This is a genomic window from Pseudomonas sp. FSO-7, from assembly GCF_059579345.1.
The window spans coordinates 1,643,257-1,669,199 of record NZ_CM184193.1 but is presented as its reverse complement, the minus strand read 5'-3'; the positions used below and the strand labels follow the sequence as shown (position 1 = coordinate 1,669,199).

The window sequence follows — 25,943 nt, the reverse complement described above, 5'->3', positions numbered from 1 at the left end:
GTTGCTGCGCAACCGAGCGGGAGCAAGCTCCCTCGCCACAATGAAAAGACCTACCGCACGGTCAGCGATTTCAGTCCCAGCCCCATGACTCGCTCGTCGCTCCCCAACCCCAGCGCCTTGGGACTGATGGCATCGGGTAAATGGAACTGCACACGCAACCGCCCATCCGCGCCAATCGCTTCACGAATGGCCGGTGTCAGGAGCAGTTCAAAGGTGTTGTCCTGCAGGCGCGTGAACTGCGTCGACAGCGCCTCGATACCGTTGATCGAGACCTCCACCCGCTGGCGCGTGTGCGAGGGTTGCACGAACGCCGCCGCTTCGATCGAAATGGCACGCGCCTCTGGCGGTATGCGCAAAACCACTTCGGCCTCGGGCCCTTCCGACCAGGTGCCCCACTCTTCGACGCGCCCCCAGCCGTCGGCCAACATGGCGTTGATTCGGCTGAACACCTGGCGCTCACCGAGCTTGACCTGCACGTCCAGCGTCTCGTCGGCAAACGGCGGGCATTGGGCGCAAGTTTTCCAGCCCGGCGCCAACACCACGAGGCCATCGACACGGGTCAACAGGTCGGTTTGGCGGTTGACGGTTTTCGTCGCCTGGAGCGCGGCGCGAGGGTCGAGGATGTACAGCGAATCTGCTGCATACTGGCCGCTGGCGAGCATCTGCTCGGTGTGCCGCTGGGCTCGCTCGATCGCCCGGTCGCTCATGCGCCCCAGGTACACCCCATCGGTTTCCAGGCCATGCGTCAGGGCGTATTGGCTGGTCAGCAGCCAGTTGTCCGGCTGGTTCTGCGGCAACAGCGTCCGGACTTTCGAATAGTGACGGGCCGCGCTGGCCCAGAACGGATCATCCATGGCCGTGGGCCAACTCGAGGCCCCCGGCACCATCCGGCTCTGACGCAGGCCGGCCCATCCCGCGCGGGTATCCAGGACTTGCACCACCAGGGCGATGGCCAGCAGACACGCCGCTGCCCGTGGCTTGTTGCCGCGGATCACCGCAAAGATGACGGCAAGTACGATGGCGTAGAACACAGGCCAGAACATTCGGCCGGCCGCGCGAAAGACGTTTGCCAGAAGCTCAAGGGGTTTGGGCAGCCAGTAATGCACATTCAGCATGCCGATGCCGACATGGTTAGTCAGCGAAAACAGCGTCAACCCGATCAAAGCCAACAGCAACAGTCGCCTGCGGCGCACGGCATTCGCCAAACCGGTATTGCCTTGCAGCAATGCCACGCTGGCGCAGATCGCCAGCATGAGGACGCCCAATCCCAAGTAGTTGAAACCTTCGTAGTCCCCGGGGCCCTGGGGCATGTCGCGCAAGGTATATGACCAGCCGCTGGGGTTGACCAACGACATCACGTTCAGGCGATACAACCCAAAACCGCCCGCCACGGTCCCACCACCCACGCTGAAATAACCCGCCTGCCAGCAACAGAACGCCACCAGTAAAAACAAGCCACCCAGCTCGATCCAGGCATCGCGCCGGGACAAACGGCCCTTGCTGGCCTGGCTGGCAAGGTCGGCCAGCCAGATCAACGCCACCATGGCCAACAGGTACGCATGCACCAGCGCTGTGGCGGCCAACAGCACACCCCACGCCAACCGACGTTTTTCCAGGCCAGGCCGCAGCGCCAGGTACAGGGCCGCCAGGATCAGGAAATGCCCGGACAGCGACAGATGCCCACCCATGCGCAGGAACATCGGCGGCGAAAACACCAGCAACCCGGCGCCCAACAGCCTGATCCACAGCGACGGCGTCAGCAGGCCGACGAGTTTCCAGGCGAACCAGGCTTGCAGGATGAAACAGGCCAGCAACCACAGGCCAAAATACTGGAACGTCTCGGGAAGCCAGGCGTTGAAGGGCTTGAACAGAAATGCCAGCAGTGGATTGGAGTCGGAAAAAATGATGCCGTTGCCCAACTCCAAACCATAGGAAGGGTTCATGCCCAACGGAAAGGTCCAGGGCGAACTGCGAAAAAAGGCCCAGCCCATGTAGTGGGTCGCCGCATCGCCCTCCCCCAGCCAGGCGATGTTCGTCGGGTCCAGCACCCGTGGGCCGATCACCAGCAGGAACGCCAGCATACCCAGCAGTATGGGCAACAAGGGAGTCAAGTCATGCTTGCCGCGAACGGTCATCGATACGTCCAGAAATTATGCAGGATGAAGGTGAACACCGGGATGATCAGCGCCACGGCGGCGATGCCCGCCAGGTAATCCAGGCCGACACGTTGGGCTACCCAAGCCACCAGCATCGCCAACCCGAACCCGCCGATCGAGACCACCACGAAACGGCCAAGGGTGCGGCCATGCAAGCGGCTGGAAAAACTCCAGAGGGTGTTGATCAGGTACGACACCACGGTCGCCACGACAAAGGCGAAACCATTGGCCAGTGGCGGGTTGGCCAGGATCAGGTGCACAAACAGCACGGCCGCCACCACATGGACTGCGGTGACGAGCAGGCCGGTCATGGCAAAGCGCAAGGCACGTCCCAGCAGCGGCGAGTGCGTCCAGGTCACGGCTTCTGCGCCAGGCAGAACACCGTCAGGCCGGCGATACGATTGCCCCCCATGAACGGACGCTCCAGGCTGCACAGCGTCCTCAACACGCCATTGACCAGCGGATGATGCCGCGCAAGCTGCGACTTGGCCGGTGCCCCGCCGGATTTGCGCTGCAACAGGCGCAGGCCGGCGGCAATGGGAAAGACCAGGCCGAAGTAATACGCACCTTGCTGGACCTGCAAACCGGCCTGCGCCACAACGCGTTCCAGCTGTTTGAGGGTATAGCGGCGCTTGTGCTCGAGAAAATCGTCATGCCCGCTCCAGAGAAACTGGAACGCCGGCACGGTGATCAGGAAGCGGCTACCGGACGGCACCTTATCGACATAGGCCTTGAGCAGGCCCACGTCATCATCCACGTGCTCCAACACATCCATCAGCAACACCAGGTCGGCGTCCAACGTGTCGATGGCACGTCGGTAGCGGACCGGTTTACCGGCGGTGCTGGCGTCGGAGTCGGCCGGATAGCTGATGTCCACGCACCAGGCCTGGGCCGTTGCGGTGTGGGTCAGCAGGTGATGGGAAAAAAAGCCCGACCCGGCGCCCACGTCCAGCAACGTACTGGCCGAGGTGCCCTTGAGCATGTGGCGCATGGCCCGCGCTTTCGATCGGTAGTACCAATGCTGCTCGATATCGGGACCGAGGATGTCGGTTTCCTTGAGATCCATGGTCAGTCCTTGGCGTCATAGATGCGCCGCACCAGGAAAACCGGTCGACGCTTGGATTCGATATAGGTGCGGCCCAGGTATTCCCCCAGCACGCCGATGCCGATCAGTTGCAACCCGCCCAGGAAGGTGACCGCGACCATCAGCGAGGCATAGCCCGGCAGGTCGACCCCGGAAATCAGGGTCCGCAACACGATGAATATGGCGAACGCAAAGGATACCAGCGAGACGCAAAGCCCCAGGTACGTCCAGATGCGCAGCGGTTCGGTACTGAAGCTGGTGATGCCTTCAAGGGCAAAATTCCACAGGCGCCAGCCATTGAACTTGCTTTCACCGGCGGACCGCTCAGGCCTGACGTAGTCCACGTAGGTGGTCCGGAACCCCACCCAGGCAAACAACCCTTTCATGAAGCGGCGCGATTCGGGCAGGGTGAGCAGGGCATCGACCACACAGCGATCCATCAAGCGAAAATCGCCGACATTCTCCGGCAGCTTGTGGTCGGCGATTTTGTTGTGCAGCCGGTAGAACCCGTTGGCGGAAACCTGTTTGGCCCAGGAGTCGGAGTCACGATTGATCCGATGCCCCAGCACCACTTCGGCGCCGTTGCGCCAATGGGCAATCATTTCCAGGATCACTTCGGGAGGGTCTTGCAAATCGACATCGATCGGCACCACCGCCTGGCCACGGGCGGATTGCAGGCCGGCGCTCAACGCCGCCTCCTTGCCGAAGTTGCGACTCAGGTCGACGATGCGGATGCGCGGGTCGGCCTTCTGCCTGTCCAGCAGCAGCACCAACGTATCGTCCACGCTGCCGTCGTTGACGAACACCAGCTCCAGGCTCACCCGCGATTCATGGGCAAAGACCTGGTCGATCCTGGCCATGAACAAATCGATGGACTGGGCTTCGTTATAGACCGGAATGACAAGCGAAAGCGTTAGACGACCTTGCAGATCCGCTCCTGGATATTCAGTCACTTGATGGCTCTTTTTCTTATAGTGTTTTCAGTCCCGTCGGGCTTCCGGCCCTAGGCGTCGAACCGTATTAAGCAGGACCTGGCAAGGCAACGCAAGGATCAAGCCCGAACTTCAGCCGACCATATATTCGCAACATGACTTATCCAGAGAAAATGGTCGAATCCCCGATCCGGGCTCATGCCCAGCAATATTTGATAACCAATGGAAACGAATTTCCCATAGCCAAAACCAACCACTTGGCTAGGCTTGCAGCCACATGTTCTACGCATGTCTTGACTGAATGAATCGCAGGGAGCGAACCGATGTATTTTGAAATCTATCGACAGACCCGAGGCACCCCGAGCACCGGAAAAGGCCAATGGCGCTGGCGCTTGAGGGCCGGCAACCATGAAACGATCGCCAGTGGCGAATCCTATGTGAACAAGAGTGATTGCCTACACGTCATTGGGCTGATCAAGAATGTCCAGGGTGAAACGCCGGTAAAAGAGATCTGAACCGTGGCGAGGGAGCTTGCTCCCGCTGGGCTGCGAAGCGGTCCTATGATTTTGCGGTCGCTGCGCAACCGAGCGGGAGCAAGCTCCCTCGCCACAGGTTTATTCGCCTCAAGTAAACAGGGTTGCAGCCTGAGTTTTTTTGCTGTGACGAAGGTCACCCGGCAGGTAGGGTATACGGACAAAAGCAGGAGGCCGGTGCAATGACTCGATCCATCCACAACCGCGACTGGCTGGTGCGAGCGCCTGAATCGAGGAAAATGGAACGCATCGAGGCTTATTTCAGTGGGCACGGCTACACCACTCATCGCCATGACACCTACGCCATTGGGATCACGCTTTCAGGCGTGCAGAGCTTCAACTATCGCCACAGCAAACGCCACAGCCAGCCCGGCGGCACCATCGTCCTGCACCCGGACGAGGTGCACGATGGCGAAGCCGGGACCCGCGAGGGCTTTCGCTACCGGATGTTCTACATCGAACCGTCGGTGATCCAGCACGTGCTGGGAGGCAAGCCATTGCCCTTTATCGAAGGTGGATTGTCCAACGACCCTCGCCTCAACATCGCGACCCGTCGACTGTTGAGCAGCCTGGATCATCCCCTCGACCCGCCGGAAGAAGAAGATGCCATCTACGATGTGGCCCAGGCACTGGATATCGCGGCAGGCAACAGGCGGGGACGGCGGCTGATCGACTACCCGGCGGCAGAGCGTGCCCGCCTGTTCATCCACGACGCCCTCGACCAGGTGATCACCCTGGACGACCTGGTGCAGGCCAGCGGCCGGGATCGATGGAGCCTGTCCCGGGATTTCCGGGCGCTGTACGACACCAGCCCCTATCGCTACATCACCCAGCGGCGCTTGAGCGAAGCCCGGCGCCTGGCCTTCCACGGCACGCCCTTGAGCGAAGTGGCCCTGGCCTGTGGTTTTTTCGATCAGAGCCACATGACCCGATTGCATACCCAGGCCTTCGGTATTTCACCGGCACGCTGGCTGAACATGCTGCGCTAAGACAGCAACTGCGCGCCGCGAAAAGCTGCACGATCATCCAATACGCGACGTTGGCTCGAACAATAAAGTAGGACGCACCACCCACCAAGGAGCATCCTCGATGACCCGTTACGCCCCCATCAACTTCGCCCAGAAATACACCCTGTTCCAGGAACAGTGGATGCCAAAAGTCGTGGCCGAAATGAACGACTACCAATTCAAGATCGCCCGGCTCGAAGGCGACTTCGTCTGGCACGCCCACGCCGATACGGATGAAACCTTCATCGTGCTGGAGGGCGAGCTGCGCATCGACTTTCGCGACGGTGCGGTGACGATTGGCCCGGGCGAGATGTATGTGGTCAAGAAAGGTGTGGAGCATAAGCCCTGCGCCGCCCAGGAAGTGAAACTGCTGTTGATCGAGCCTCGCGGCGTCATCAATACCGGCGACGAAACCAATGAACGAACGGCGGTCAACGATGTGTGGATCTGACTGAGCCAGGCTCAATCGTATTCAGCTTCCTGGTGCTCGCCCAATAACCGCCGCTGGCGAGGTGTCGCGGCGGCCAGGACCTCAGGATTGAACTGCCAGTGCAGATAGGGTGAGAACTTCTGCGCGACCATCCGCCGACCGTAGTGCACCTGGAGCAGGTACCGCGTGCGGTCGACGGTGCGGTTGTCACTGCCGGCATGCCATAGTTCGCTACGCAGAATCAGCACATCGCCCGCCCTGCACAGTACTGGCTGCGCGGGGCGCCCTTGCCATTGCGTTTCGCCCGCTAGCGGTGCTCGACCGGCCTTGTGGCTGCCAGGAATCACCTGGGTCGGGCTCAAGTCGGCGTCGATGTCATCCAGGTAAAACTGCGCGGTGAACACCTGCATCGGCAGGTCAAAGGTCGGGTCAGCCAACAGGTTGGGCGGCAACGCCATCGCCAGGTAATCCAGGTGCAACGGCGCCCCTGTGAAACCGGGATGGCAGCGCCAGGCTGTCTGGCCGATGACATGGCAGTCATCGCCCAGGGCCGTCTCGGCCAGCTCGATCACGCCGGCCACATCCAGGAACGGCAGCCAGAACGGGTCGCGATTGAACACACATTTGTAATGATCGATGACGCCGCTGTAGTCCCAATGCTGGGGCTTCAACTGGTCGATGGCATGGCGCAGGTCGGCGATCTGCCCGGCATCCAACACACCGGGCAGCAGGACAAAGCCCTGCTGATGCAGGGCTCGCAGGTGGTCGTCAGTAGACACGAAACCACCGGTTTCAGGTGCGGAAGCGGCCGACCAGCCCTGCCAGGTTTTGCGACAGCGTGGAAAGCTGTCGGCTGGCGTGCATGCTCTGGGCGGAATTGGCAGCCGCTTCGTTGGACAAGTCGCGGATGTCGGAGATGTTACGGGCAATCTCTTCGGTGACGCTGCTCTGCTCCTCGCAAGCGCTGGCGATCTGTGCGGCCATGTCGTTGATCCGCTGGATCGAACCGCCAGTACCGCTGAGCACCTGATCGACACCCGCGGCACGTTCGACGCTGTCCCGAGCCTTGCTGCTGCCCACATGCATGGCTTGCACAGCCTTGGCGACCCCGCTCTGCAACCGCTCGATGCGAACCTGAATGTCCTTGGTCGAATCCTGGGTGCGGGCCGCGAGCGCTCTGACTTCATCGGCCACCACGGCAAAACCACGGCCCTGCTCACCGGCCCTCGCAGCTTCGATGGCAGCGTTCAGCGCAAGCAGGTTGGTTTGTTCGGCGATACCACGAATCACCTCGAGCACGGCACCGATACTGGAAGTTTCCTGGGCCAATGCCTCGATCGTGCCCGAAGCGCTCTCCACTTCCTGGGCCAACTGGCGGATCGATTCGATGGTACTGCTGACCACCTCGGCGCCGTCACGGGACTGGCTGCTCGCCTGTTGCGCGGCACCCGAGGCGTTCGCCGCGTTATGTGCAACTTCATGCACCGCCGCGCTCATCTGAGTGGCGGCGGTACTGACCTGATCGAGCGCCGCATGCTCGCTGCTGATCAACCGGTCATTCGTCGTGGCCATGTCGGCCATGGCGCGCGCCGCGGAGTCGACTTCCCCGGTCACCCGTCCAACCTCGGCGATCAAAGGCTGCAGCTTGTCGAGAAAACGGTTGAAGGCACTGCCGAGCTGGCCCAACTCATCGGCCGAGCGTACCTCAAGACGCCCTTTCAGATCGCCACCCCCCTCGGCAATCTGCTCGACGCGATACAGCAGTCGACGCATAGGACTCAGCACCACCAGTGGCAGAACGACAAGCACCAGGATGCAACCAAGCAGGCCGACCAGCAGAATCACGCCCTGATGCACGCCGACTGCCTCACCGTTCTCAATCGCCGCATCGCCTTCGCGATGTGACGCCGCGTCTTCCAGCTCACCCAGCTTGTCGATGGAGTCCCGCATGGTTTCGAACAGGCGCTCACTGTCACCAAAACTCAGGGCGCTGGCGCTCTGCGGATCGCTCACAGACTGCTCGAGGACCCGCCGCGAAACCTGCATCCACTTTCCGAAGCTGTCATTGAATTGATTGACCAACGCCTGCGCCTCGGCACCGGGCTGCATCGCGGCATATTGCTGCACGCGGTCATAAGCCTGCTTCGCATTCTCGCTGTGACTGGTGCCCAGTGCTTGAATATGCTCATCCGCATGACCATCAAGCAGGCTGCGCTCGGCGACGAAAGCCTGATAAAGATCACGATCGGCATTGAGCAACAGGCTGATGGCCGGCAGATAACGTTTGGTCAATTGCGTGCTCGATTCAGTCACCTGACCGATGCCGCGCATGCCCGTCCATCCCATCAGCACCAGCAGCACAGCCAGAAATGTAATCGGGAGAGTGATTTTCCAACGAAAGCCCAGGTCGGCGAAGAACCGCAGCATGGTGTCACTCCTCACAGGGGGATTAACTTACCTATCGGCAGTCATGCTTTGAGCTATAGACCATTTGTCCACTTGTCACAAAGCTTTGGGTCTGGCAGACACCGGGGTTATGCAGGTCGCGGAGGGGGTTGGGCGGGATAAAAAAGGCGGGGGGAGGCAATAGCTGCGGGGAGTTTTCTGACATTTCCCGCCCACATAATTTAGGGAATTTTCTGACTCATCATCTGATTGATGATTTCTTCAGAAGGGCTCTATAGTCCAAGTGCCGTTCGTAAGAGCGGCTTGGGTTTGGCGACCCATGACAAATATGCAGGAACCTCTCACGGATTGCGGAACGCTACCGTGCGCAATATGCTGCTTTTCGGTAACTGTGCGTGGGAGATCTTCGGATCTGCCGGTTTTTCTATTTGTCCGGTTCGCCAACCCGCGTACAGCTACCACCTTATTCGTTTGGCGACGACTAAGAAGGTCCTCAATCAAATGGAATTTAAAAAATGAATAGATACATGGCTCTTACCAGTAATGCCGACGATCAACCCCTCTTCGTCGATACCTCTGCGCCTTTGCACATCTTGCTTGACACGGCAGGCTATAGAATTCGCGCGGTCACCCAGCTTTTAGAGAACCTCGCCATGCGAGGGGACATTCCGAGTGACTCAGTGGTCCTCCAGGATTTTGCACAGCTATGCTGCATTCCGTTGAGGGATGGCTGCGATGTACTTGATGTCATAGCTCGACGTTTGGATGCAGAGCCGGCCTAGTATTGAAGGGCCTCTACGAAGTGATGCCGATCAGTTAATCGACGCAGCCCTGTGGCGAGGGGATTTATCCCCGCTGGGCTGCAAAGCAGCCCTAAAAGCCAGACACCCTGTCGTTCAGGGACAGACCACGATCTTGAGTTCACTTGTCATCGACCCGCTTCGTAAGCGCGGTCTGGCCCCGTTTTCAGTGGTGAGGTGGGATTCCTGGGAGGCTGAACCAGCCATGTCTCCATCTACTGCCCATGCTTTTCAAACCAGAACTCCAGATCCTGGGCACTCAACGCCTGGAGAGGGGCTGGACAACTGTCAGTCAGGCACTGATCGTCTGGCATGAAGCTGAAAATCTGTCCGTCCGTGGCATTAAGTCGCAGATGCACAATGGGCCAGAAGCGCCCTGTCTGCTGGTAGTAATCATCCTGGATGTACCGTGCGCCACCACGTCCGTCACCCGCGTTGTAAGCAGTGCCATAGAACAAGGCATCGACAGGCAACTTCTCGGGAATATTCTGCTCCCACGGCGCCAGCACCAGTTCGTTCCAGCTGTATTCCGGATGCGGGAGCGTTCTGCGAATATCCATCACCACCTGGCCCATCTGCGCCGAAGTGTCGAAACTGCAAGAGTTGTAAGGTGTCGTGGAATACCAGTACAACCAATCCGCCACGCTGTAGACCCCCAGAGTCGTGCACAGCATACGCCCGGTGCAGGCTTCAGTCAGAGCGCCAGTGAAGCCATCGAACGGGTACAGGCAACGCGGCGTCAACGCTTGGATCGTCGGCGCGGCCAATGCCTTGAACAACAGCCCTTGAGGCCAGGCGGGAAGCATCATCAAGGCGTCAGCCCGAACATAGCTGGCAGACACACCATTGATATTGTTAGACCTTGGGCTGGGATTCCATGAATGAAACTGCGTAGTTGCCTCAGTTCCTCTCAATATGACCCCATTGCAATAGAACGAGACCCGGCCATCCGGACAGGTGACCGCCGTATCGAAGTAGCGCTTGTTGAGTCGCTCGGCCACTTGGTAACCGACATACAACTGTTCCTGTAGATCGAAGCCGAACACCAGGCCTTCGGGCTGCGTCAGATCCAGACGAAGAATCGGCAGCCATTGCCCCGTGGCCGCGTAATAATCCTTCTGGTCAGACTGGGCCACACGCAGGCCCTTCTCCCCATGTATGTCATAAAACAACGCTTGCACCGGCACTTGCGCCGGGGCCTGCGGATCCCAATTGCGCACCTGCACTTGATTGGGTTGGGCCATCCAACTGCCGCCCAGTTGCTCATGGGCCAGCAGACTGGCTCGAAACTGCGCCGCGACCCGACTGCTCAGCGAACATTGCAAACCTGGCTGCTGGCCTTGCTGCTGGAAATGCGCCAACCAGCCCGGCGCATCGCTCACGCCCTGCGCGGCGCAGGAGCCCGGATCATCCTCGCCGCCGCCCACGCCACAACCGTATTTATCCCGATTCGCCGACACCAGCGGATAGGCGCACAGTACATCCAGCGTTTTGCCCTGGCTGATGGCGGTAAACGAATCACTGAAAACCATCCCGCTGGGCTGCGTCAGGGTGCGAATGCCCAAGTCGCTGCGCAAATAGGAAAAGTCACGTGCGCCCAACGCAATGGCCGTGGGGCCATGCTCCCAGAACTTCACCGTGAAGCTGCCCGCCAGGCCGCTGACCAGCACCCCGCTGCAGTAATAAGCCGCCTGGTTGCCGGGACACTCGTGCGGGATACTGCGGTAACGGTTGTTGAGTAGTTGCGCGACTTCCGGCCCAGTGGCGGCCTGGGCTGCACAAACCCATAGCATCCACAATGCAAACAGAGTCTTGTATTCCAGAACGTGAGTTTTCATGAACCAAACTCCCAGCGTAAAAACCTTGGTCGTTAGTGCCTACTCTTCATGGCCCCGGCTCTCCCGGCTCCAACTGATCTTGCGGGCTATACGAGAAAGACGAGGTATCCGCCGTGGGGGCCAGATTGACCCGAACGATCGGTAGAAACTTTCCTGTTTCCGTGAAGTAGTCGTGCTGGAAAAACTGCGCGCGTGGTAATTCGAGGCTGTCAGCGTAGAAAAAAGCTTGAAGCGGAAGCCGGGCAGGGATATCAAGATCCCAACTGGCAATGATGATCTCGTTGTGTACCTGCTGATCATCGACAGACATCAGGCGGCGAGCTTTTATACTTTCAGCGAACATATCCGCGTCGCCCTTGAAACTGCACGCCGATAGCTTGCTCAAGAGCGAGTTGAAATGGACCAACCATTGATCCGCCGTTCCGATTCCCTGCTCCTCGCACGGGCGACTCACGACGGGTGCACCGCTGTGTTCGTTGCAAGCCTCGGATCGAAAGATGGTGGCCCCGTCATAGGGGAACGAACAACGCAGTTCCAGCTTATATGACGCTGGCGCCGCCAACGCCTTCATGATCAAGCCATGGCCTTTTTGCCTGGAAAGATAAGGTAACGGCACATCCGCCCGCATGAAGGAGAACGAAACACCATTGCGCTCTCTCGATCCGGGGCTGGGGTTCCAGGCGTGAAAATCCGTTGACGCATCGGTAATGCGTATGAGGATGCCATTGCAGTTGTAAGCCGCACTTGCGTCAGGGCAGATGGATGACGTATCGGCATAACGTGCATTGAGCTGATCGGCAACTTGATAACCGATATACATTTGATCCAGCAGATCGAAGCCGAATACCAAGCCTTCGACCTGCGTCAGATCCAAGCGCAAGATAGGCAACCATTGTCCCGTGGCCGCATGATAGTCACGCTGGTCCTCTTGAACCATGTGCAAGGCGCTGGCCTGGTCTTTGTCATAGAACAACGCTTGCACAGGGACCTGCTCCGGAACCTGGGCATCCCAGTTGCGCATTTGCAACTGATTGGGCTGAATCACCCAACTGTCACCCAGTCGCTCATGAGCCAGCAAGCTGGCACGAAACTGCACCGCAACCCGGCTGCTGAGCGAGCATTGCAACGACGGCTGTTGACCTTGATCCTGGAAGTGCTTCAACCAGCCATCAGCATCACTCACACCCTGCGCAACACAGGAACCCGGATCGTTTTCGCTGCCGCCGGCGCCACAGCCATAATTGCCTTGTATCGCCGCCATCAGCGGATAAGCACACAGCACATCCATCGTTTTCCCCTGGCTGATAGCCGTGAACGGATCGCTGAAAACCATGCCCCCGCTCTGCGGCAAAGTACGGATGCCCACGTCACGCCGCAAAAAGGAAAAGCTGCGCGCCCCCAGGGCAATGGCACTGCCCGAATGCTCCCAGAACTTCTTCGCGAAACCGCTGGTCAAGCCACTGACCAGCACCCCGCTGCAGTAATAAGCCGCCTGGTTGCCAGGGCACTCCTGCGGGGTACTGCGATAGCGGTTGTTGAGCAGTTGTGCGACTTCTGGGCCGGTGGCGGCCTGAGCCATCAATACCCATAGCGTCAATATCAGGAGCAGGATTTTGCCGAGCCAGAGCGAGGCAGCTTTCATAGTAGGCATCCTGAACTACTGTCCGTGCTCACGAAACCAGGATTCCAGGCTCTGAATACCTAAAGCCTGCAGAGGTGGCGGGCAACTGTCAGTCAAACATTGATCGTCAGGCATGAAACTGAATACCTGGTCATCCGTTGCTCTCAGGTTCAATTGCACAATGGGCCAGAAGCGCCCCGTCTCAGTGAAATAGTCACGCTGGAGATAGCGTGCGCCGGCCAGCGCATCATTTGGGTAGTAGGCCTCCTGGCTATAAAAAATCGCATCGACAGGTAGCTGCTCAGGAATGTCCTGTGGCCAAGTCAACAAAATAAATTCGTTCCAATCATAAGGTGGCATCGGAGCGGTCTTGCGAACATCCATCAGCAACTGAAGACCATCCGCCGTGGGGGGAAAACTGCAGGATTCGTACTGTCGCGTTCCATACAGTTGCATCCATGCCGCTACGCTGTTGATCCCAAGATCCGCACAACGCCCATAACCTGCACAGGGATCAGGCATTGACCCGGTGTGCCCGTCGTAGGGATAGCCGCAACGCAGCGTCATAGGGTACGTCGCTGGAGCGGCCGCCTCTTTGAAAAGAAAACCTTGAGGCCAGACAGGTCGGGGCACCCGGGAATCAACACGTAAAAAGGTGATAGAAACACCATCGTTGTTGACTGAGTAAGGGCTGGGGTTCCATGAGTGATAAAGCGTAGTTGCCTCGGTTCCTCTCAATATGACCCCATTGCAATAGAACGAGGCCCGGCCATCCGGACAGGTGACCGCCGTATCGAAGTAGCGCTTGTTGAGCCGCTCGGCCACTTGGTAACCGACATACAATTGTTCCTGTAGATCGAAGCCGAACACCAGGCCTTCGGGCTGCGTCAGATCCAGACGAAGAATCGGCAGCCATTGCCCCGTGGCCGCGTAATAATCCTTCTGATCAGACTGCGCCACACGCAGGCCCTTCTCCCCATGTATGTCATAAAACAACGCTTGCACCGGCACTTGCGCCGGGGCCTGCGGATCCCAATTGCGCACCTGCACTTGATTGGGTTGGGCCAACCAACTGCCGCCCAGTTGCTCATGGGCCAGCAGACTGGCTCGAAACTGCGCCGCGACCCGACTGCTCAGCGAACATTGCAAACCTGGCTGCTGGCCTTGCTGCTGGAAATGCGCCAACCAGCCCGGCGCATCGCTCACGCCCTGCGCGGCGCAGGAGCCCGGATCATCCTCGCCGCCGCCCACGCCACAACCGTATTTATCCCGATTCGCCGACACCAGCGGATAGGCGCACAGTACATCCAGCGTTTTGCCTTGGCTGATGGCGGTAAACGAATCACTGAAAACCATCCCGCTGGGCTGCGTCAGGGTGCGGATGCCCAAGTCGCTGCGCAAATAGGAAAAGTCACGCGCGCCCAACGCAATGGCCGTGGGGCCATGCTCCCAGAACTTCACCGTGAAGCTGCCCGCCAGGCCGCTGACCAGCACACCGCTGCAGTAGTACGCCGGATGATTTCCAGGACACACCTGTGGAGTGGCGCGATAGCGGTTGTTGAGCAGTTGCGCGACGTCCGGGCCAGTGGCGGCCTGGGCCGCCAGCACAAATACGATCGATACCAGACCCAGAAGCTTGCCCAGCAGGAAATTCAATCCCATGAATGCCTCCTTGAACCAGGTTTACGAAATCATTCGACGCCCCGCATACAGACAAACGGCAATCGCCGTTGGACGAAGCAACGTTAAGGATCCAGGTAGCGCTCCAGGTTCGGACCGAAATATTGTCGGCCCGCCGCTCTTATCTGAGGAGCCGGACAACGATCGCTCAGGCACTGGTCGTCCGGACTGAACCTGAATATCCGGGCATCTGGCGCATCCAGCCGCAATTCGACGATGGGCAGGAATCGACCGGTCTTGATGAAGTAATCATCCTGTAGGTAGCGTGAACCGACCGGCCCATTACCCTCGAAAAGCGCATCGCCATAAAACACCGCGTCGATCGGTAATTGCTCGGGAATGTCCTGCGGCCAAGTCCTGACCATGAACTCATTCCAATCTCTATCCGCCATGTGCACACGAATATCGATGCTCAGCTGGATCTGCTCCGGAGTCGGTAAAAAACTACAGGTGTTATAGGGATAGGTACCATAACGCGCCATCCAGCTAGCCACGCTGTCGATACCCATTGCCTGGCAAACGCCGTGGGACGAACAGGCCTCATCCAGATTGGAGGTCCCCGCATCGACCGGATAAGCACACCCCATCGTCAGCGGGTAAGCGGCCGGCGCGGCCCACTCCTTGAATAGAAACCCCTGACGCCAAACCGGTCTGAGGACATGCGCATCGGCCCTTAAATAGGTAGTGGAAACTCCATTGTTCCGTTCGGATCCCTTACTGGGATTCCAAGAATGGAACGCAGTATTCGCATCGGTCCCCCTCAATACCACTCCATTGCAGTAGAACGACGCTCGACCGCCTGAACAGGTTTTCGCCGTATCGAAATACCGCGCATTGAGCCGCTCCGCCACCTGATAACCAACGTACAGCTGCTCTTGCAGATCAAAACCGAACACCAGGCCTTCGGGCTGCGTCAGATCCAGTCGCAGGATCGGCAGCCATTGCCCCGTGGCCGCGTAATAATCCTTCTGATCAGACTGGGCCACACGCAGGCCCTTCTCCCCATGTATGTCATAAAACAACGCTTGCACCGGCACTTGCGCCGGGGCCTGCGGATCCCAATTGCGCACCTGCACTTGATTGGGTTGGGCCACCCAACTGCCGCCCAGTTGCTCATGGGCCAGCAGACTGGCTCGAAACTGCGCCGCGACCCGACTGCTCAGCGAACATTGCAAACCTGGCTGCTGGCCTTGCTGCTGGAAATGCGCCAACCAGCCCGGCGCATCGCTCACGCCCTGCGCGGCGCAGGAGCCCGGATCATCCTCGCCGCCGCCCACGCCACAACCGTATTTATCCCGATTCGCCGACACCAGCGGATAGGCGCACAGGACATCCAGCGTTTTGCCTTGGCTGATGGCGGTAAACGAATCACTGAAAACCATCCCGCTGGGCTGCGTCAGGGTGCGGATGCCCAAGTCGCTGCGCAAATAGGAAAAGTCACGCGCGCCCAACGCAATGGCCGTGGGGCCATGCTCCCAGAACTTCACCGTGAAGCTGCCCGCCAGGCCGCTGACCAGCACACCGCTACAAAAGTATGCCGGATGGTTATTGGGGCATTGCTGCGGCGCATAGCGGTAACGATTGTTAAGCAACTGCACGACTTCAGGCCCGGAGGCGGCATGGACTGTCACGCCGAGCAATGCCCATGACAGCATCAAGACTCTGAAGAAATGGCTCATGATCGCTGTGCCTCTCACGTCAATGCTTCGACGGTTCGATAACAAACTACCTGGCCACTGAGCAAAGACTGGACCGCGTCGCTGTCGCCCCCTCCTGCGGCGTGGCCCCACGTCACGACCCGACCGTCGCCGGTCAAGGCGGTAAAACCATGGGAGTTGCCATAAATGGCCAGGACATCCGTCAACCCTCCGGCGACAGGACTCGCGTCCCCGCCTACGGTGATATCGCCCCATGCCATGACACTGCCGTCCTTGCGCAGGGCGGCAAAAGCTCTGGATGAGCCGACGACCTGGACAATGTCGTTGAGCCGGGCAATCTCGTCGCTGAGTTCGCCCCCGGTTTCCGCCGCTCCCCAAGCCACCACATGCCCATTTTCCCGGCGGGCTACGAATGAATGCCAATTGGCGACCACTTCGACGATATCGTCCAGGTCCCTGATCAAATCCGGCAGCACACCGCCATGAGTCACCTCGCCCCAGGCGACGATATGCCCACTGGCGCGCCGGGCGACAAACGCCTGCGCATTGGCACAGCTCAACTCGACAATATCGTCCAGGTAGGCAATTTCTTCCGGTAGCGCACCGCCCTGCTCCGCTCCCCCCCAGGCAATCAGCCGACGATTTTTGCGCAGGGCCGAGAACGCGACGTAATTGCCCATCACGTCGTCGATATCGTTCAACTGACCGATCTCTTCACCCAACTCGCCACCACTGGCGGCAGCGCCCCAGCTCACAATCTCGCCAGTGCGGCGGATCGCGACAAACGCCGACGCCCCGCCGAACACCCTGACGATATCCGTGTAGCCATCGATGGGCGCGGGCAGCAACCCACCGCGCTCCGGATCCCCCCAGGCGACCAATTGACCGCTGCGCTTGATACCGGCGAACGCCGCGCCGTTGCCCACTACCTGGGTAAAGTCCAGCCTGGACAGCTCACCCATGGTCGCGCCATGGGTGGCTAATCCCCAGGCAACGACATTGCCATTGGCGCGGCGCGCAGCGTAGGCACCCGCCGTGGCGCTCACCTCGACCATGTCGTCCATGCTGATGATGGTCGGGGGAATCTTCGCGCCCTCGATGGCACTGCCCCAGCCGACCAGATCGCCCATGCCCCGGAGGGCAATGAACGCCGCCTCACCCGTCACTACGCTGTCCAGGCCATTACCCAATACGTTCGCCGGATTGACGGTGATTTGAAAGTCCGTCGTTCGCACGCGCAACGGGCGGGACGAGTCGGTGTCGCGAAAACTCGTGCCGGTCACCCAGGCATCGTCACCGTCGTATTGCCATTGCGCCAGGATTGGCCGCCCGGTCGAAGCATGAAATGCGCTCAACCGACGCGAACATCCCGAACAGCGATAAAGGCCACGGTTGTAACGTGCGCCCATGACCCGCAGCTCGCCGGAACCGATGTCGCGCTTGACCTGATACTCGGCTTGCGGGCTCGGTTCGCCGCCGTTGACGGTATAGGACAGGACGATGGAGCGACCTTCATTGGCGTTGATGACGCCGTAGGGCATAGCGATTTCCAGTGCCTTCCCTGACTCACCCGACAGCACCTTATGCGTCACCACGGTGCTGCCCTCGCCGGGTATCCCGATCAAGCTCAGCCGCACGACATCGGCGGGGTTCAGCCAGGCCTCGCGAGGGATCCGCACCGTGGCGCTGTCCGGCAGGTCATCGGGATTCAACTGATCTTCTTTGGCCTGGACAATAATCGGCGCCGACAACGGCATCTTCGCCACCTGAAAGGTCAATGCCTCGGAGGGCTCATTCTCGCCTCCCGCCAGCCGCTCCACCTCGTAGGCCAGTACCACGGAGCAATTTAGAAACCGGCTGACCTGCGCCTGGGGCACGGTAAAATACAAGGGCTTGCCCAGGTCATTGCGGGTATAGAATCGCTTGGCGTCATAGGCACTCACGACACCCGTGGCATCTGCCCAGTGCAACAAAACGGTGTCGCCCTCGACGAGGTTCCCGGCCGGTATCGTTACCCTGATGCCCAAGGGTGCGGAGTCAGGATCCAGCACATCATTTTCGACTATGCCGTCCACAGAAGGCGGCTGCAGTAAGGTGCTGCCAACCGAACCACCTGAGGAGTCGTTCATGGTTGCGTTCCTCTTGCGTGGCAAGCCGTCATGACGCGCTTCTGGAGATACCCAGTGCCTGATGGTATGCACTGGCATCTGCGGACGTCGTGTCGCCTGTGTTCAAGTCGTAGATCCAGTACGTACCGGCCCCAACGGCTTCTCCGGTCCAGAACGGGTAGTCCAGCCACCCCAGGTAATCGGCTGCACGATTGCCATACAGTTCTCGCAGGCGGTTGAGATCCAGCCGCGCGACCGGATCCAGACCGAACCTCTCACAAACCGTTTTCATCCCAGCCCAATCGGCTTTGTCACTCATGAAACGCACTTGCCGGATGCCCGTTACTGTCAGCGAATAGGCACGGGATTGATTCAGGCTGTCGGTCGCGGTGATCGTGCATTCGCCATTGCCCCTGGCGGTCACTTCGCCGGTCTGAGGATCGACGCTGGCGATGTACTCGTTGTCGCTGACATAGGCGTGGGGCGAGCTTCCCCACGTCGCGGTCCGTGTCATTCGGGCATACGCAGGCACAACCTGCGGAGCTTTGATGTCCACGGCGACATAGTTCTGCTGGGTAAGATCGAGTGTTGCGGCGCCTTCAAAACCGGCGTCCAGTTTCAGTTCCAATTCATCCGAAGGTACCGTGCCGCCGCTGCGCATCTCGACTTCGTAGCGGACAATCACGACACCGTCTGCGTCGGCTACAAAATGCTGCGCCTCGACATAGAACTCGACGTCATCGGTCGACGGCCGGACAGGTAAATCATTGCTGTAGATAGTGCCTACGAAAACAAACACCTTTCCCCAGTCATCGTTGGCGTAACGTTTGATCCGGACAACGGCGCCATCAGGCGGGATATCGGCGGGGTCCAAGATGCCCTCAGGCGCTTGATCCACCGACGGACGAGGCAGGTTTTCCGTACGCTCAGAAGTACCGGACATGATGAAACCTCATATAGATCGAGGAGTCGGCGCGCGCGCTGGTGCGCCGAAACGGGTCGAGCATCGAATAATCGATCAAGCGCTGCTGGAGGCGTGCTCAGCCTGGGCAACCAAGGCCCTCGGTGCCGGTGGCGAGCGGTAGTAGGAGACGTTGCCTCGCAATAGATGGATTACCGCCGAATTATTCCCACCGCCGACGGAATGTCCCCAAGACACCACGTCCCCCGTAGAGGTCAACGCGGTAAAACCGTGAGAATTGCTGTAGAGGGCCAAGACGTCACTCAATGTCGGTGCCGCGCCCCCCACCGCCTGATTGCCCCAGACTACGACTGTGCCGTCACTGCGCAATGCGGCAAAAGCCTCCGAACTGCCCGCTATCTGCACCACATTGGTCAGCCCCTGCGGCGCGGTTCCACCCTCGAGAGGTCTCCCCCATGCGCCCACGGTGCCGTCACTGCGGCGTGCGGCAAATGCACGCCAGGTACTGACGACTTCGACGACATTGCTGTTGGGTACCGGAGCACCGTATCCGCCATAATCCTGCGTCCCCCAGGATTGCACCTGCTGGTTGTTGTTCAGGACACAGAACGCTTGGGCGTTGGCACACCCGAGAGAAGCGATGCCGGACAGATTCGGTGACCCGCCGCCATAGCCAGGATTGCCCCAGGCCACCACTCTGCCACCGGCGCGCAGGGCTGCGAATGCACGGAAACTGCCCATGATGTCTTCTACATCATTGAGAATGAGCCCATCAGGGATCGTACCGCCAAAGTCACCATCCCAACTTCTACCCCAAGCCACGACCGGGTTGTTCAGACGACGAACCGCAAATGCCTCCGAGGCGCCATAAACATGGGTTGTACCAGGGAGCCCGCCATACTGCGGGGGGATCAAGTCATCAGCTCGTCCCGCCCCCCAGGCCACCAACCTGGTGTCGGTCTTGCGCCCGACAAAAGCATTTCCATTGGCTGTTAATTCGACAAACCCGTAAGGCAATACGCTCCCCATCATTGCGCCTGCGTTCGGATCCCCCCAGACCCGCACGTTGCCCGAACCGTCCAGCGCCGCATAGGCGCCCTGGGTGCAGCTCACTTCGACAATATTGCTCCAGGACTGAGGCGTTCCGCCGAAATCCGGATGCCCCCAGCACACCAAATCGCCCTGATCGCGCAACGCAACAAAAGCCGCATTGCCGTTGGTGAGCGTATCGGCACCATTGCCAAAGATATTCGTCGGGTTCAACGTTGCCTCATGGCTACTGGAACGCACCTGCAATGGCTTGGACGGCTGACTATCACGCCAAGTTGAAGAAGATGCGCTCCAATTGACGTCATCAATGTACTTCCACTGAACCGCCAGCGGTTGGAGGGTGGCGGCATGCAAGGCACTCAACAACCGTGAGCTGCCGGAAGCGCGATAAGTCGTGCGATTGAAACGCGCGCCCATGACCTTGAACGGCTCCAGCAACACTGGGGTTTCAACCCTCATATTGAAGGGCCGAGAGGGTCCGGCTACCGTCCCGTTTCGATCCCGCGTGTAGGTAACGGTCACGTTCTTGCCAAGAAACTTCTGAACGTCGGGGGCGGGGATAAGAAACCGTAAATAGTTATTGAGCTGGTCGTTGGTCGTATAGGGTTTAGCTGGAGATACATAGGGGGAGACCACTCCGCTTGTATCCGTCCAGGTGACGGTGACGTTATCACCAGCGATCAATTTGTCACCGGGCACTCTGGTCCAGACCTGGGTTATCTGAGAAGGATCAAGCGTTCCCCCCTCCTGTACGCCCTCCACCTGGGGAGGCGGCAGATCCTGTTCGACGCGGTCCAGGTGAACATCGATGTATTTGATCAACGACTGGTTGGAGTTGCCCAATTGGTCAGTCACCGTGAACTGGAGGGGTGTATTGGGGTTGTCCCCTGCCTGTCTGAATGTGTCGGCAAACAGTGTGTGCGTCACCGGCACCGAAGCGTTCAATACCTCAATAGGAACGGTCACATTGCCGACGAAAAAGCTGATGCGGTCATAATTTCGCGGATTGGAATAGGTAAAATCAAACGCCACACCCTGCGCCGCCCGCTCGGCACTGACCCCATCAAGGAGCACATCCGACGGGATCACCAGATCCAGGCCTTGGGGCGCTGGCTCACCCGGTGCCCGTAGGTGATACAACACATCAATAGGATTGGAATCGTCGGAGTTTCCGGAGAAACGGACCACCTTGTAGCGCAACTTGTTGACACCCTCCCTCAGTTTCCCCTGGGGGAGGTACAAGGAATAAAACTGTTCATTTTCTTCTCCCGGCTGGACGGTAAAGCCTGCCTCGGGGATGAGCACGTCATTGACATACAACTCAACTCGATCGTATGCCGCCATTGTCCAAGGGCCCTTTTTAAGGGGGGTCCATGAAGAAATCACGCATTGCAAGCCTTCGGGCCTAAAAAGACTATGGGGAATTCCGCCGTATGCGATACCTACAGGCATCAACTCCGTCACCCACCCAGGGATGAATACAGGGGCTAGTTCGAATGGATGGTTCATGGCAGAAGATTGGATGTCCATGATGGCTCCGGAAGAATGAAGGGCGCGTGGTCTTTCGACATGGGCTATGAAACTTCAGGCATGGAACGCTGGCTACTGTCAGAACTTACAGGTCGGAGCAGATTTCAGATCAGTGGTCGGGTTGGAGCCGATCCATGATGCGAGTCCTTTCTCCACGTCAGAGGATCACGACGGCATTCTTGGAAGCATCAGATGCTAAAGACACAGCCTTCGTGGCGAGAACGCTGCGCTGGCCAGGTCGCTAAGTGAGTTGCGTTGGAGTAATAGATGCCAGCGTGGAGGCACCAAACGCCAGAAACGAAAAAGCCCCTGAAATGTTCAACCATTTCAGGGGCTTAGTCATACACAATAATGGCGGAGAGATAGGGATTTGAACCCTAGGTACTGTCGCCAGTACAACGGATTTCGAATCCGTCCCGTTCGGCCACTCCGGCATCTCTCCAGTGGCGCGCATCATACCAGCACATTCGCCGGAAGCGAACCCCCGAGCGAAATTTTTTCCGTGCTATCAGATGCTTGCGTCGATTACAGCGGCACACCCAGACGCTGGGCGACTTCTTCGTAGGCTTCGATGACGTCACCGAGGCCTTGGCGGAAGCGGTCCTTGTCCATCTTCTTCTTGGTGTCCTTGTCCCACAGGCGGCAGCCGTCCGGGCTGAACTCGTCGCCCAGGACGATGGAGCCGTCGCTGAACACGCCGAACTCAAGCTTGAAGTCCACCAGCAGCAGGCCGGCGTCGTCGAACAGCTTGGTCAGCACTTCGTTGACCTTGAGGGACAGCTCCTTCATGCGGGCCAGTTGCTCGGCGGTGCCCCAACCGAAGGCCACGACGTGGGATTCGTTGATGAACGGGTCGCCCTTGGCGTCGTCCTTCAGGAACAGTTCGAAGGTGTAAGGGTTGAGCTTCATGCCCTCTTCCACGCCCAGGCGCTTGACCAGACTGCCGGCGGCGTAGTTACGCACGACGCATTCGACCGGGATCATGTCCAGCTTCTTGACCAGGCATTCGTTGTCGCCCAGCAGCTTGTCGAACTGGGTCGGCACGCCGGCGGCTTCGAGCTTCTGCATGATGAAGGCGTTGAACTTGTTGTTCACCATGCCTTTGCGGTCCAGCTGTTCGATGCGCTTGCCGTCGAACGCCGAGGTGTCGTTGCGAAACAGCAGGATCAAGCGGTCAGCGTCGTCGGTCTTGTAAACCGACTTGGCTTTGCCGCGGTAGAGTTCTTCACGTTTTTCCATGATGGGCTCCGCTTGCTAAGTAGTGGGCTAGGCGATATGTCGCCAGTCGAGCCCTGAATCTTGATCGGCCAGTTGCAGCCAGTCCGGGTCGCACCCGAGGGTGTCGACGAAACATTGCCGGGCCAGCTGCGGCAGGTTGTTCTTGCTGCTCAGATGGGCCAGGACCAGGTGTTGCAGGCCTTGCCAGCCCAACTCGGCCACCAGGAACGCGGCCTGGTGGTTGTTCAAATGTCCGTGCTCCCCGCCTACCCGCTGCTTGAGGAAGTACGGGTAGTAACCACGGGCCAGCATGTCACGGCAGTGGTTGGACTCGATCATCAACGCATCGAGGTCCCGGTAACTGTCCATCACCCTGTCGCAATACGACCCCAGGTCGGTGAGCAACCCGAAGCGCCGCTCGCCGTCGCTGAACACATACTGCGTCGGTTCCCGGGCATCGTGCGCCACGCTGACCACGCTGATGTCCAGGTCACCGATGCGCAGTTGCTCGCCACCGGCCACGAAGCCGGCTGGCTCGATGGGCTTGCGCAGGCCTTGCAGTGTGCCACGACTCAGGTACACCGGCAGATTGTAGCGCCGAGACAGCAAACCCACGCCATGCACGTGGTCGGCATGTTCGTGGGTCACGAGTATCGCGCTCAGTTGCGCCGGGTGCACACCCAGGCGCAACAGGCGTTTCTCGGTTTCCCGCAGGGAGAAACCACAATCGACCAACACGTACGTGCCAGCGCTGGCGACCAGCGTGCCGTTGCCCTGGCTACCGCTGCCGAGAACGGCAAAACGCATCGGATCAGCCCAGGTTATCCTGAATCACGCTCAGCACCTTGCGGGCCACATCGGCCGGCGCCACGGTGTTGATGTTTTTCTCGACGGTGACCTGGACGTTTTCGCCGACCTTGCTCAGGCGAACCTGGTAACGCTCGGCGCGGGCTTCGATCTCTTCCTTGTCCGGCTTGCTGCCGAACAGGCCACTGAAGAAGCCAGGCTTGTCGTCTTTCTTCTCGGCCTTCTCGGCGAGGTTGATGTAGTACAGGCCCAGGCTGCGGTTGATGTCTTCAACGCGCCACTCACCCTGCTCCAGCGCACGGCCAACGCTCGACCAGGCGCGGTCCAGGTCGGAACCGACGTTGAGCACCGGGTTGCCGCTGCCGTCTTCGCTCAGGCTGACGCGGCTCGGGGTGTCGTAGTCCCGGGTAGCCAGCATCGACACCGAACCGCCCTGCTCCGCGTTACGACTCATGCTGGCAAGCATGTCGTCCACCAGCGCAGCGTCGAGGCCGGTATTGACCGAACGGTTGGTGAAGGCCACGTCGGCGGTGCTGCCGGCAGGACGCTCGGCGCTGACCACGTAGATTTCACTGGTGTTGCGCTGCACGCCCGGCTCGATGCGTACCCGCACGCGGGTTTCGCTGTCGGCCGCGACACCGGCGGCGCTCAGGCGCTTGGCCATGGCGGCGGACAGTTCATCGGAGCGCTGCCAGGTGGTGGTGAACTCACCGGTTTGCGGGCGCTGTTCGTCCAGGCGGAAACCGTTGTCCTGGAAGAACTGGATCGCCACGGGCCAGACTTCGGCCGGTGGATGCTGGCCCATGACCCAGCTGGAATCGCCACTCTTCTGCAGGGTGTAGTCGCTGGCATCGGCCACGGCCGACAGCGGTTGTGGACGTGGAACGATGTATTCGCCCTTGACGCTGTCGTCCGCGACGTTACGCGGGATCGGCAGCAACGGATCCAGGCGCTTGGCGACGTTGACGTCTTGCGGCAATTGCATCGGTGCAGTCTGTTGCGCTTGCAGGTAATCGCTACCACGGTCGCGGAAGTAACCTTCCGGCCCCCAGATCCATCCGCAGCCGCTGGTGCTGGAGATAATCAAGGCAAGTGCGGAAAGTCCGGCCATTCGCTTCATGCGTTGTACTTCCTCAATTAAACCAGGACGCCGGACTGGCGCAGGGCCTGCCGCAGCGGTTCGTGACAAGGGGTGCTCAGCCAGGTCAGTGGCAAGCGGATGCCTTCGTGCATCAGGCCCATTTCGACCAAGGCCCACTTCACCGGAATCGGGTTGGCCTCGATGAACAGGTCCTTGTGCAACGGCATCAGTTTTTCGTTGATGGCCCGCGCGGTCTCGGCGTCGCCCTTGAGCGCGGCCTCGCACAGGTCGGCCATTTCGCGGGGGGCAACGTTGGCGGTGACGGAGATGTTGCCCTTGCCACCCAGCAGGATCAGCTCGACCGCTGTCGGGTCATCCCCGGACAGCACGATGAAGTCCTTGCTCACGCCATCGAGGATGGCCTTGGCGCGCTTCATGTCGCCGGTGGCTTCCTTGATGCCGATGATGTTCGGCACCGTGGACAGACGGATCACGGTCTCGGCCTGCATGTCGCAGGAGGTGCGGCCGGGAACGTTATAGAGAATCTGCGGGATGTCGACGGCTTCGGCAATGTGCTTGAAGTGCTGGTACAAGCCTTCCTGGGTCGGCTTGTTGTAGTACGGGACGACCAGCAGGCAGGCGTCGGCACCGGCTTCCTTGGCGTTGCGGGTCAGCTCGACGGCTTCGCGGGTCGAGTTGGCGCCAGTACCGGCGATGACGGGGATGCGACCGTTGACCTGCTTGACCACGGCACGGATGACTTCGATGTGCTCATTGACGTCGAGGGTCGCCGACTCGCCGGTGGTACCGACGGCGACAATGGCATGGGTGCCGTTCTCAAGGTGGAAGTCCACGAGTTTGCTGAGGCTGGCCCAGTCAAGATGCCCTTGTGCATCCATGGGTGTGACCAGTGCCACCATACTGCCCGCAATCATGAAACCGCTCCTGCCGGAAAAAGAGAGCGGTAATGGTACTGGCGCCAAGATGCTTGTACAAGCGAACTACCATTCCCCTGGGCGATGGTTTTCGCTACCCTTCAGGCTTTGATCGGTACCGACAAGCTCATACGCCGGTTTCCAGCC

The 25,943-nt window shown here is 59.5% G+C and carries 20 protein-coding genes, 1 tRNA gene and 2 pseudogenes; 4 read left to right on the top strand and 19 right to left on the bottom strand.

Annotated elements, in window-relative coordinates:
• Window positions 1–50 precede the first annotated feature (50 nt).
• From AC515T_RS07360 to AC515T_RS07345, 4 genes are read right to left on the bottom strand one after another with little or no spacing between them, the layout of a single operon-like run.
• On the bottom strand, window positions 51–2,135 hold the full coding sequence (locus tag AC515T_RS07360; protein ID WP_496531976.1) for a DUF6311 domain-containing protein: 2,085 nt from the start codon (window positions 2,133–2,135) through the stop codon (window positions 51–53).
• Window positions 2,132–2,467 carry a GtrA family protein gene (locus tag AC515T_RS07355; protein WP_060743069.1) on the bottom strand — a complete coding sequence of 112 codons (336 nt, stop codon included), beginning with the start codon at window positions 2,465–2,467 and terminating at the stop codon, window positions 2,132–2,134. The genes AC515T_RS07360 and AC515T_RS07355 overlap by 4 nt, the downstream gene beginning before the upstream one ends.
• 44 nt (window positions 2,468–2,511) lie before the next feature.
• The gene (locus AC515T_RS07350) at window positions 2,512–3,222 is read right to left on the bottom strand and encodes a class I SAM-dependent methyltransferase (RefSeq protein WP_496531975.1); all 711 of its coding nucleotides are present in this window, start codon (window positions 3,220–3,222) and stop codon (window positions 2,512–2,514) included.
• Between the two features lie 2 nt (window positions 3,223–3,224).
• Window positions 3,225–4,193, bottom strand: a complete 969-nt coding sequence (locus AC515T_RS07345) for a glycosyltransferase family 2 protein (protein ID WP_496531974.1) — start codon at window positions 4,191–4,193, stop codon at window positions 3,225–3,227.
• 302 nt (window positions 4,194–4,495) lie between these two features.
• On the opposite strand from AC515T_RS07345, the gene AC515T_RS07340 reads away from it, so the two are divergent.
• The 3 genes from AC515T_RS07340 (at window position 4,496) to AC515T_RS07330 (ending at window position 6,163) form a co-directional block, all read left to right on the top strand.
• Entirely contained in the window at window positions 4,496–4,687 is a 192-nt protein-coding gene (locus AC515T_RS07340) for a YegP family protein (protein ID WP_014337049.1), read from the top strand.
• 200 nt (window positions 4,688–4,887) lie between these two features.
• Entirely contained in the window at window positions 4,888–5,694 is an 807-nt protein-coding gene (locus AC515T_RS07335; RefSeq protein ID WP_496531973.1) for an AraC family transcriptional regulator, read from the top strand.
• Window positions 5,695–5,794: 100 nt separating this feature from the next.
• Window positions 5,795–6,163: a cupin domain-containing protein gene (locus AC515T_RS07330; protein WP_109755873.1), complete on the top strand. Its 369-nt coding sequence runs from the start codon at window positions 5,795–5,797 to the stop codon at window positions 6,161–6,163.
• Window positions 6,164–6,174: 11 nt separating this feature from the next.
• Here the strand turns inward: AC515T_RS07330 and AC515T_RS07325 are convergent, their stop codons facing one another.
• The 3 genes and pseudogenes from AC515T_RS07325 to AC515T_RS07315 form a co-directional block, all read right to left on the bottom strand.
• Entirely contained in the window at window positions 6,175–6,921 is a 747-nt protein-coding gene (locus tag AC515T_RS07325; RefSeq protein ID WP_496531972.1) for a phytanoyl-CoA dioxygenase family protein, read from the bottom strand.
• Between the two features lie 13 nt (window positions 6,922–6,934).
• Window positions 6,935–7,528 (bottom strand): annotated as a pseudogene (locus tag AC515T_RS07320) (methyl-accepting chemotaxis protein); the annotation flags it as partial.
• A 264-nt stretch (window positions 7,529–7,792) separates the two neighbouring features.
• A pseudogene (locus AC515T_RS07315) lies at window positions 7,793–8,569 on the bottom strand (MCP four helix bundle domain-containing protein); the annotation flags it as partial.
• A 494-nt stretch (window positions 8,570–9,063) separates the two neighbouring features.
• Here AC515T_RS07315 and AC515T_RS07310 point away from each other — a divergent pair.
• Window positions 9,064–9,330, top strand: coding sequence for a hypothetical protein (locus AC515T_RS07310; protein WP_013692484.1), 267 nt, complete (start codon window positions 9,064–9,066; stop codon window positions 9,328–9,330).
• A 233-nt stretch (window positions 9,331–9,563) separates the two neighbouring features.
• Here AC515T_RS07310 and AC515T_RS07305 read toward each other — a convergent pair whose 3' ends face one another.
• The 12 genes from AC515T_RS07305 to dapA all read right to left on the bottom strand — a co-directional run bounded on the left by AC515T_RS07305 (window position 9,564) and on the right by dapA (window position 25,796).
• Complete coding sequence (locus AC515T_RS07305) at window positions 9,564–11,186, bottom strand: hypothetical protein (protein ID WP_496531971.1); 1,623 nt, start codon at window positions 11,184–11,186, stop codon at window positions 9,564–9,566.
• 46 nt (window positions 11,187–11,232) lie between these two features.
• Entirely contained in the window at window positions 11,233–12,828 is a 1,596-nt protein-coding gene (locus AC515T_RS07300) for a hypothetical protein (RefSeq protein ID WP_496531970.1), read from the bottom strand.
• Window positions 12,829–12,843: 15 nt separating this feature from the next.
• Entirely contained in the window at window positions 12,844–14,469 is a 1,626-nt protein-coding gene (locus tag AC515T_RS07295) for a hypothetical protein (protein ID WP_496531969.1), read from the bottom strand.
• Between the two features lie 83 nt (window positions 14,470–14,552).
• Complete coding sequence (locus AC515T_RS07290; protein ID WP_496531968.1) at window positions 14,553–16,166, bottom strand: hypothetical protein; 1,614 nt, start codon at window positions 16,164–16,166, stop codon at window positions 14,553–14,555.
• Between the two features lie 14 nt (window positions 16,167–16,180).
• Complete coding sequence (locus AC515T_RS07285) at window positions 16,181–18,274, bottom strand: RCC1 domain-containing protein (protein WP_496531967.1); 2,094 nt, start codon at window positions 18,272–18,274, stop codon at window positions 16,181–16,183.
• Window positions 18,275–18,302: 28 nt separating this feature from the next.
• Complete coding sequence (locus tag AC515T_RS07280; RefSeq protein WP_496531966.1) at window positions 18,303–19,196, bottom strand: immunoglobulin-like domain-containing protein; 894 nt, start codon at window positions 19,194–19,196, stop codon at window positions 18,303–18,305.
• 75 nt (window positions 19,197–19,271) lie between these two features.
• A complete protein-coding gene (locus AC515T_RS07275) occupies window positions 19,272–21,755 on the bottom strand; it encodes an RCC1 domain-containing protein (protein WP_496531965.1) in 2,484 nt (827 codons plus the stop codon).
• Between the two features lie 352 nt (window positions 21,756–22,107).
• Window positions 22,108–22,197 (bottom strand) — tRNA-Ser (locus AC515T_RS07270).
• 83 nt (window positions 22,198–22,280) lie between these two features.
• A complete protein-coding gene (purC, locus tag AC515T_RS07265) occupies window positions 22,281–22,994 on the bottom strand; it encodes a phosphoribosylaminoimidazolesuccinocarboxamide synthase (RefSeq protein WP_025212375.1) in 714 nt (237 codons plus the stop codon).
• Window positions 22,995–23,021: 27 nt separating this feature from the next.
• Complete coding sequence (locus AC515T_RS07260) at window positions 23,022–23,780, bottom strand: MBL fold metallo-hydrolase (RefSeq protein WP_496531964.1); 759 nt, start codon at window positions 23,778–23,780, stop codon at window positions 23,022–23,024.
• Window positions 23,781–23,784: 4 nt separating this feature from the next.
• Window positions 23,785–24,900 carry an NlpB/DapX family lipoprotein gene (gene bamC, locus AC515T_RS07255; RefSeq protein ID WP_496531963.1) on the bottom strand — a complete coding sequence of 372 codons (1,116 nt, stop codon included), beginning with the start codon at window positions 24,898–24,900 and terminating at the stop codon, window positions 23,785–23,787.
• 17 nt (window positions 24,901–24,917) lie between these two features.
• The gene (dapA, locus tag AC515T_RS07250) at window positions 24,918–25,796 is read right to left on the bottom strand and encodes a 4-hydroxy-tetrahydrodipicolinate synthase (protein ID WP_060738759.1); all 879 of its coding nucleotides are present in this window, start codon (window positions 25,794–25,796) and stop codon (window positions 24,918–24,920) included.
• Window positions 25,797–25,943 lie beyond the last annotated feature (147 nt).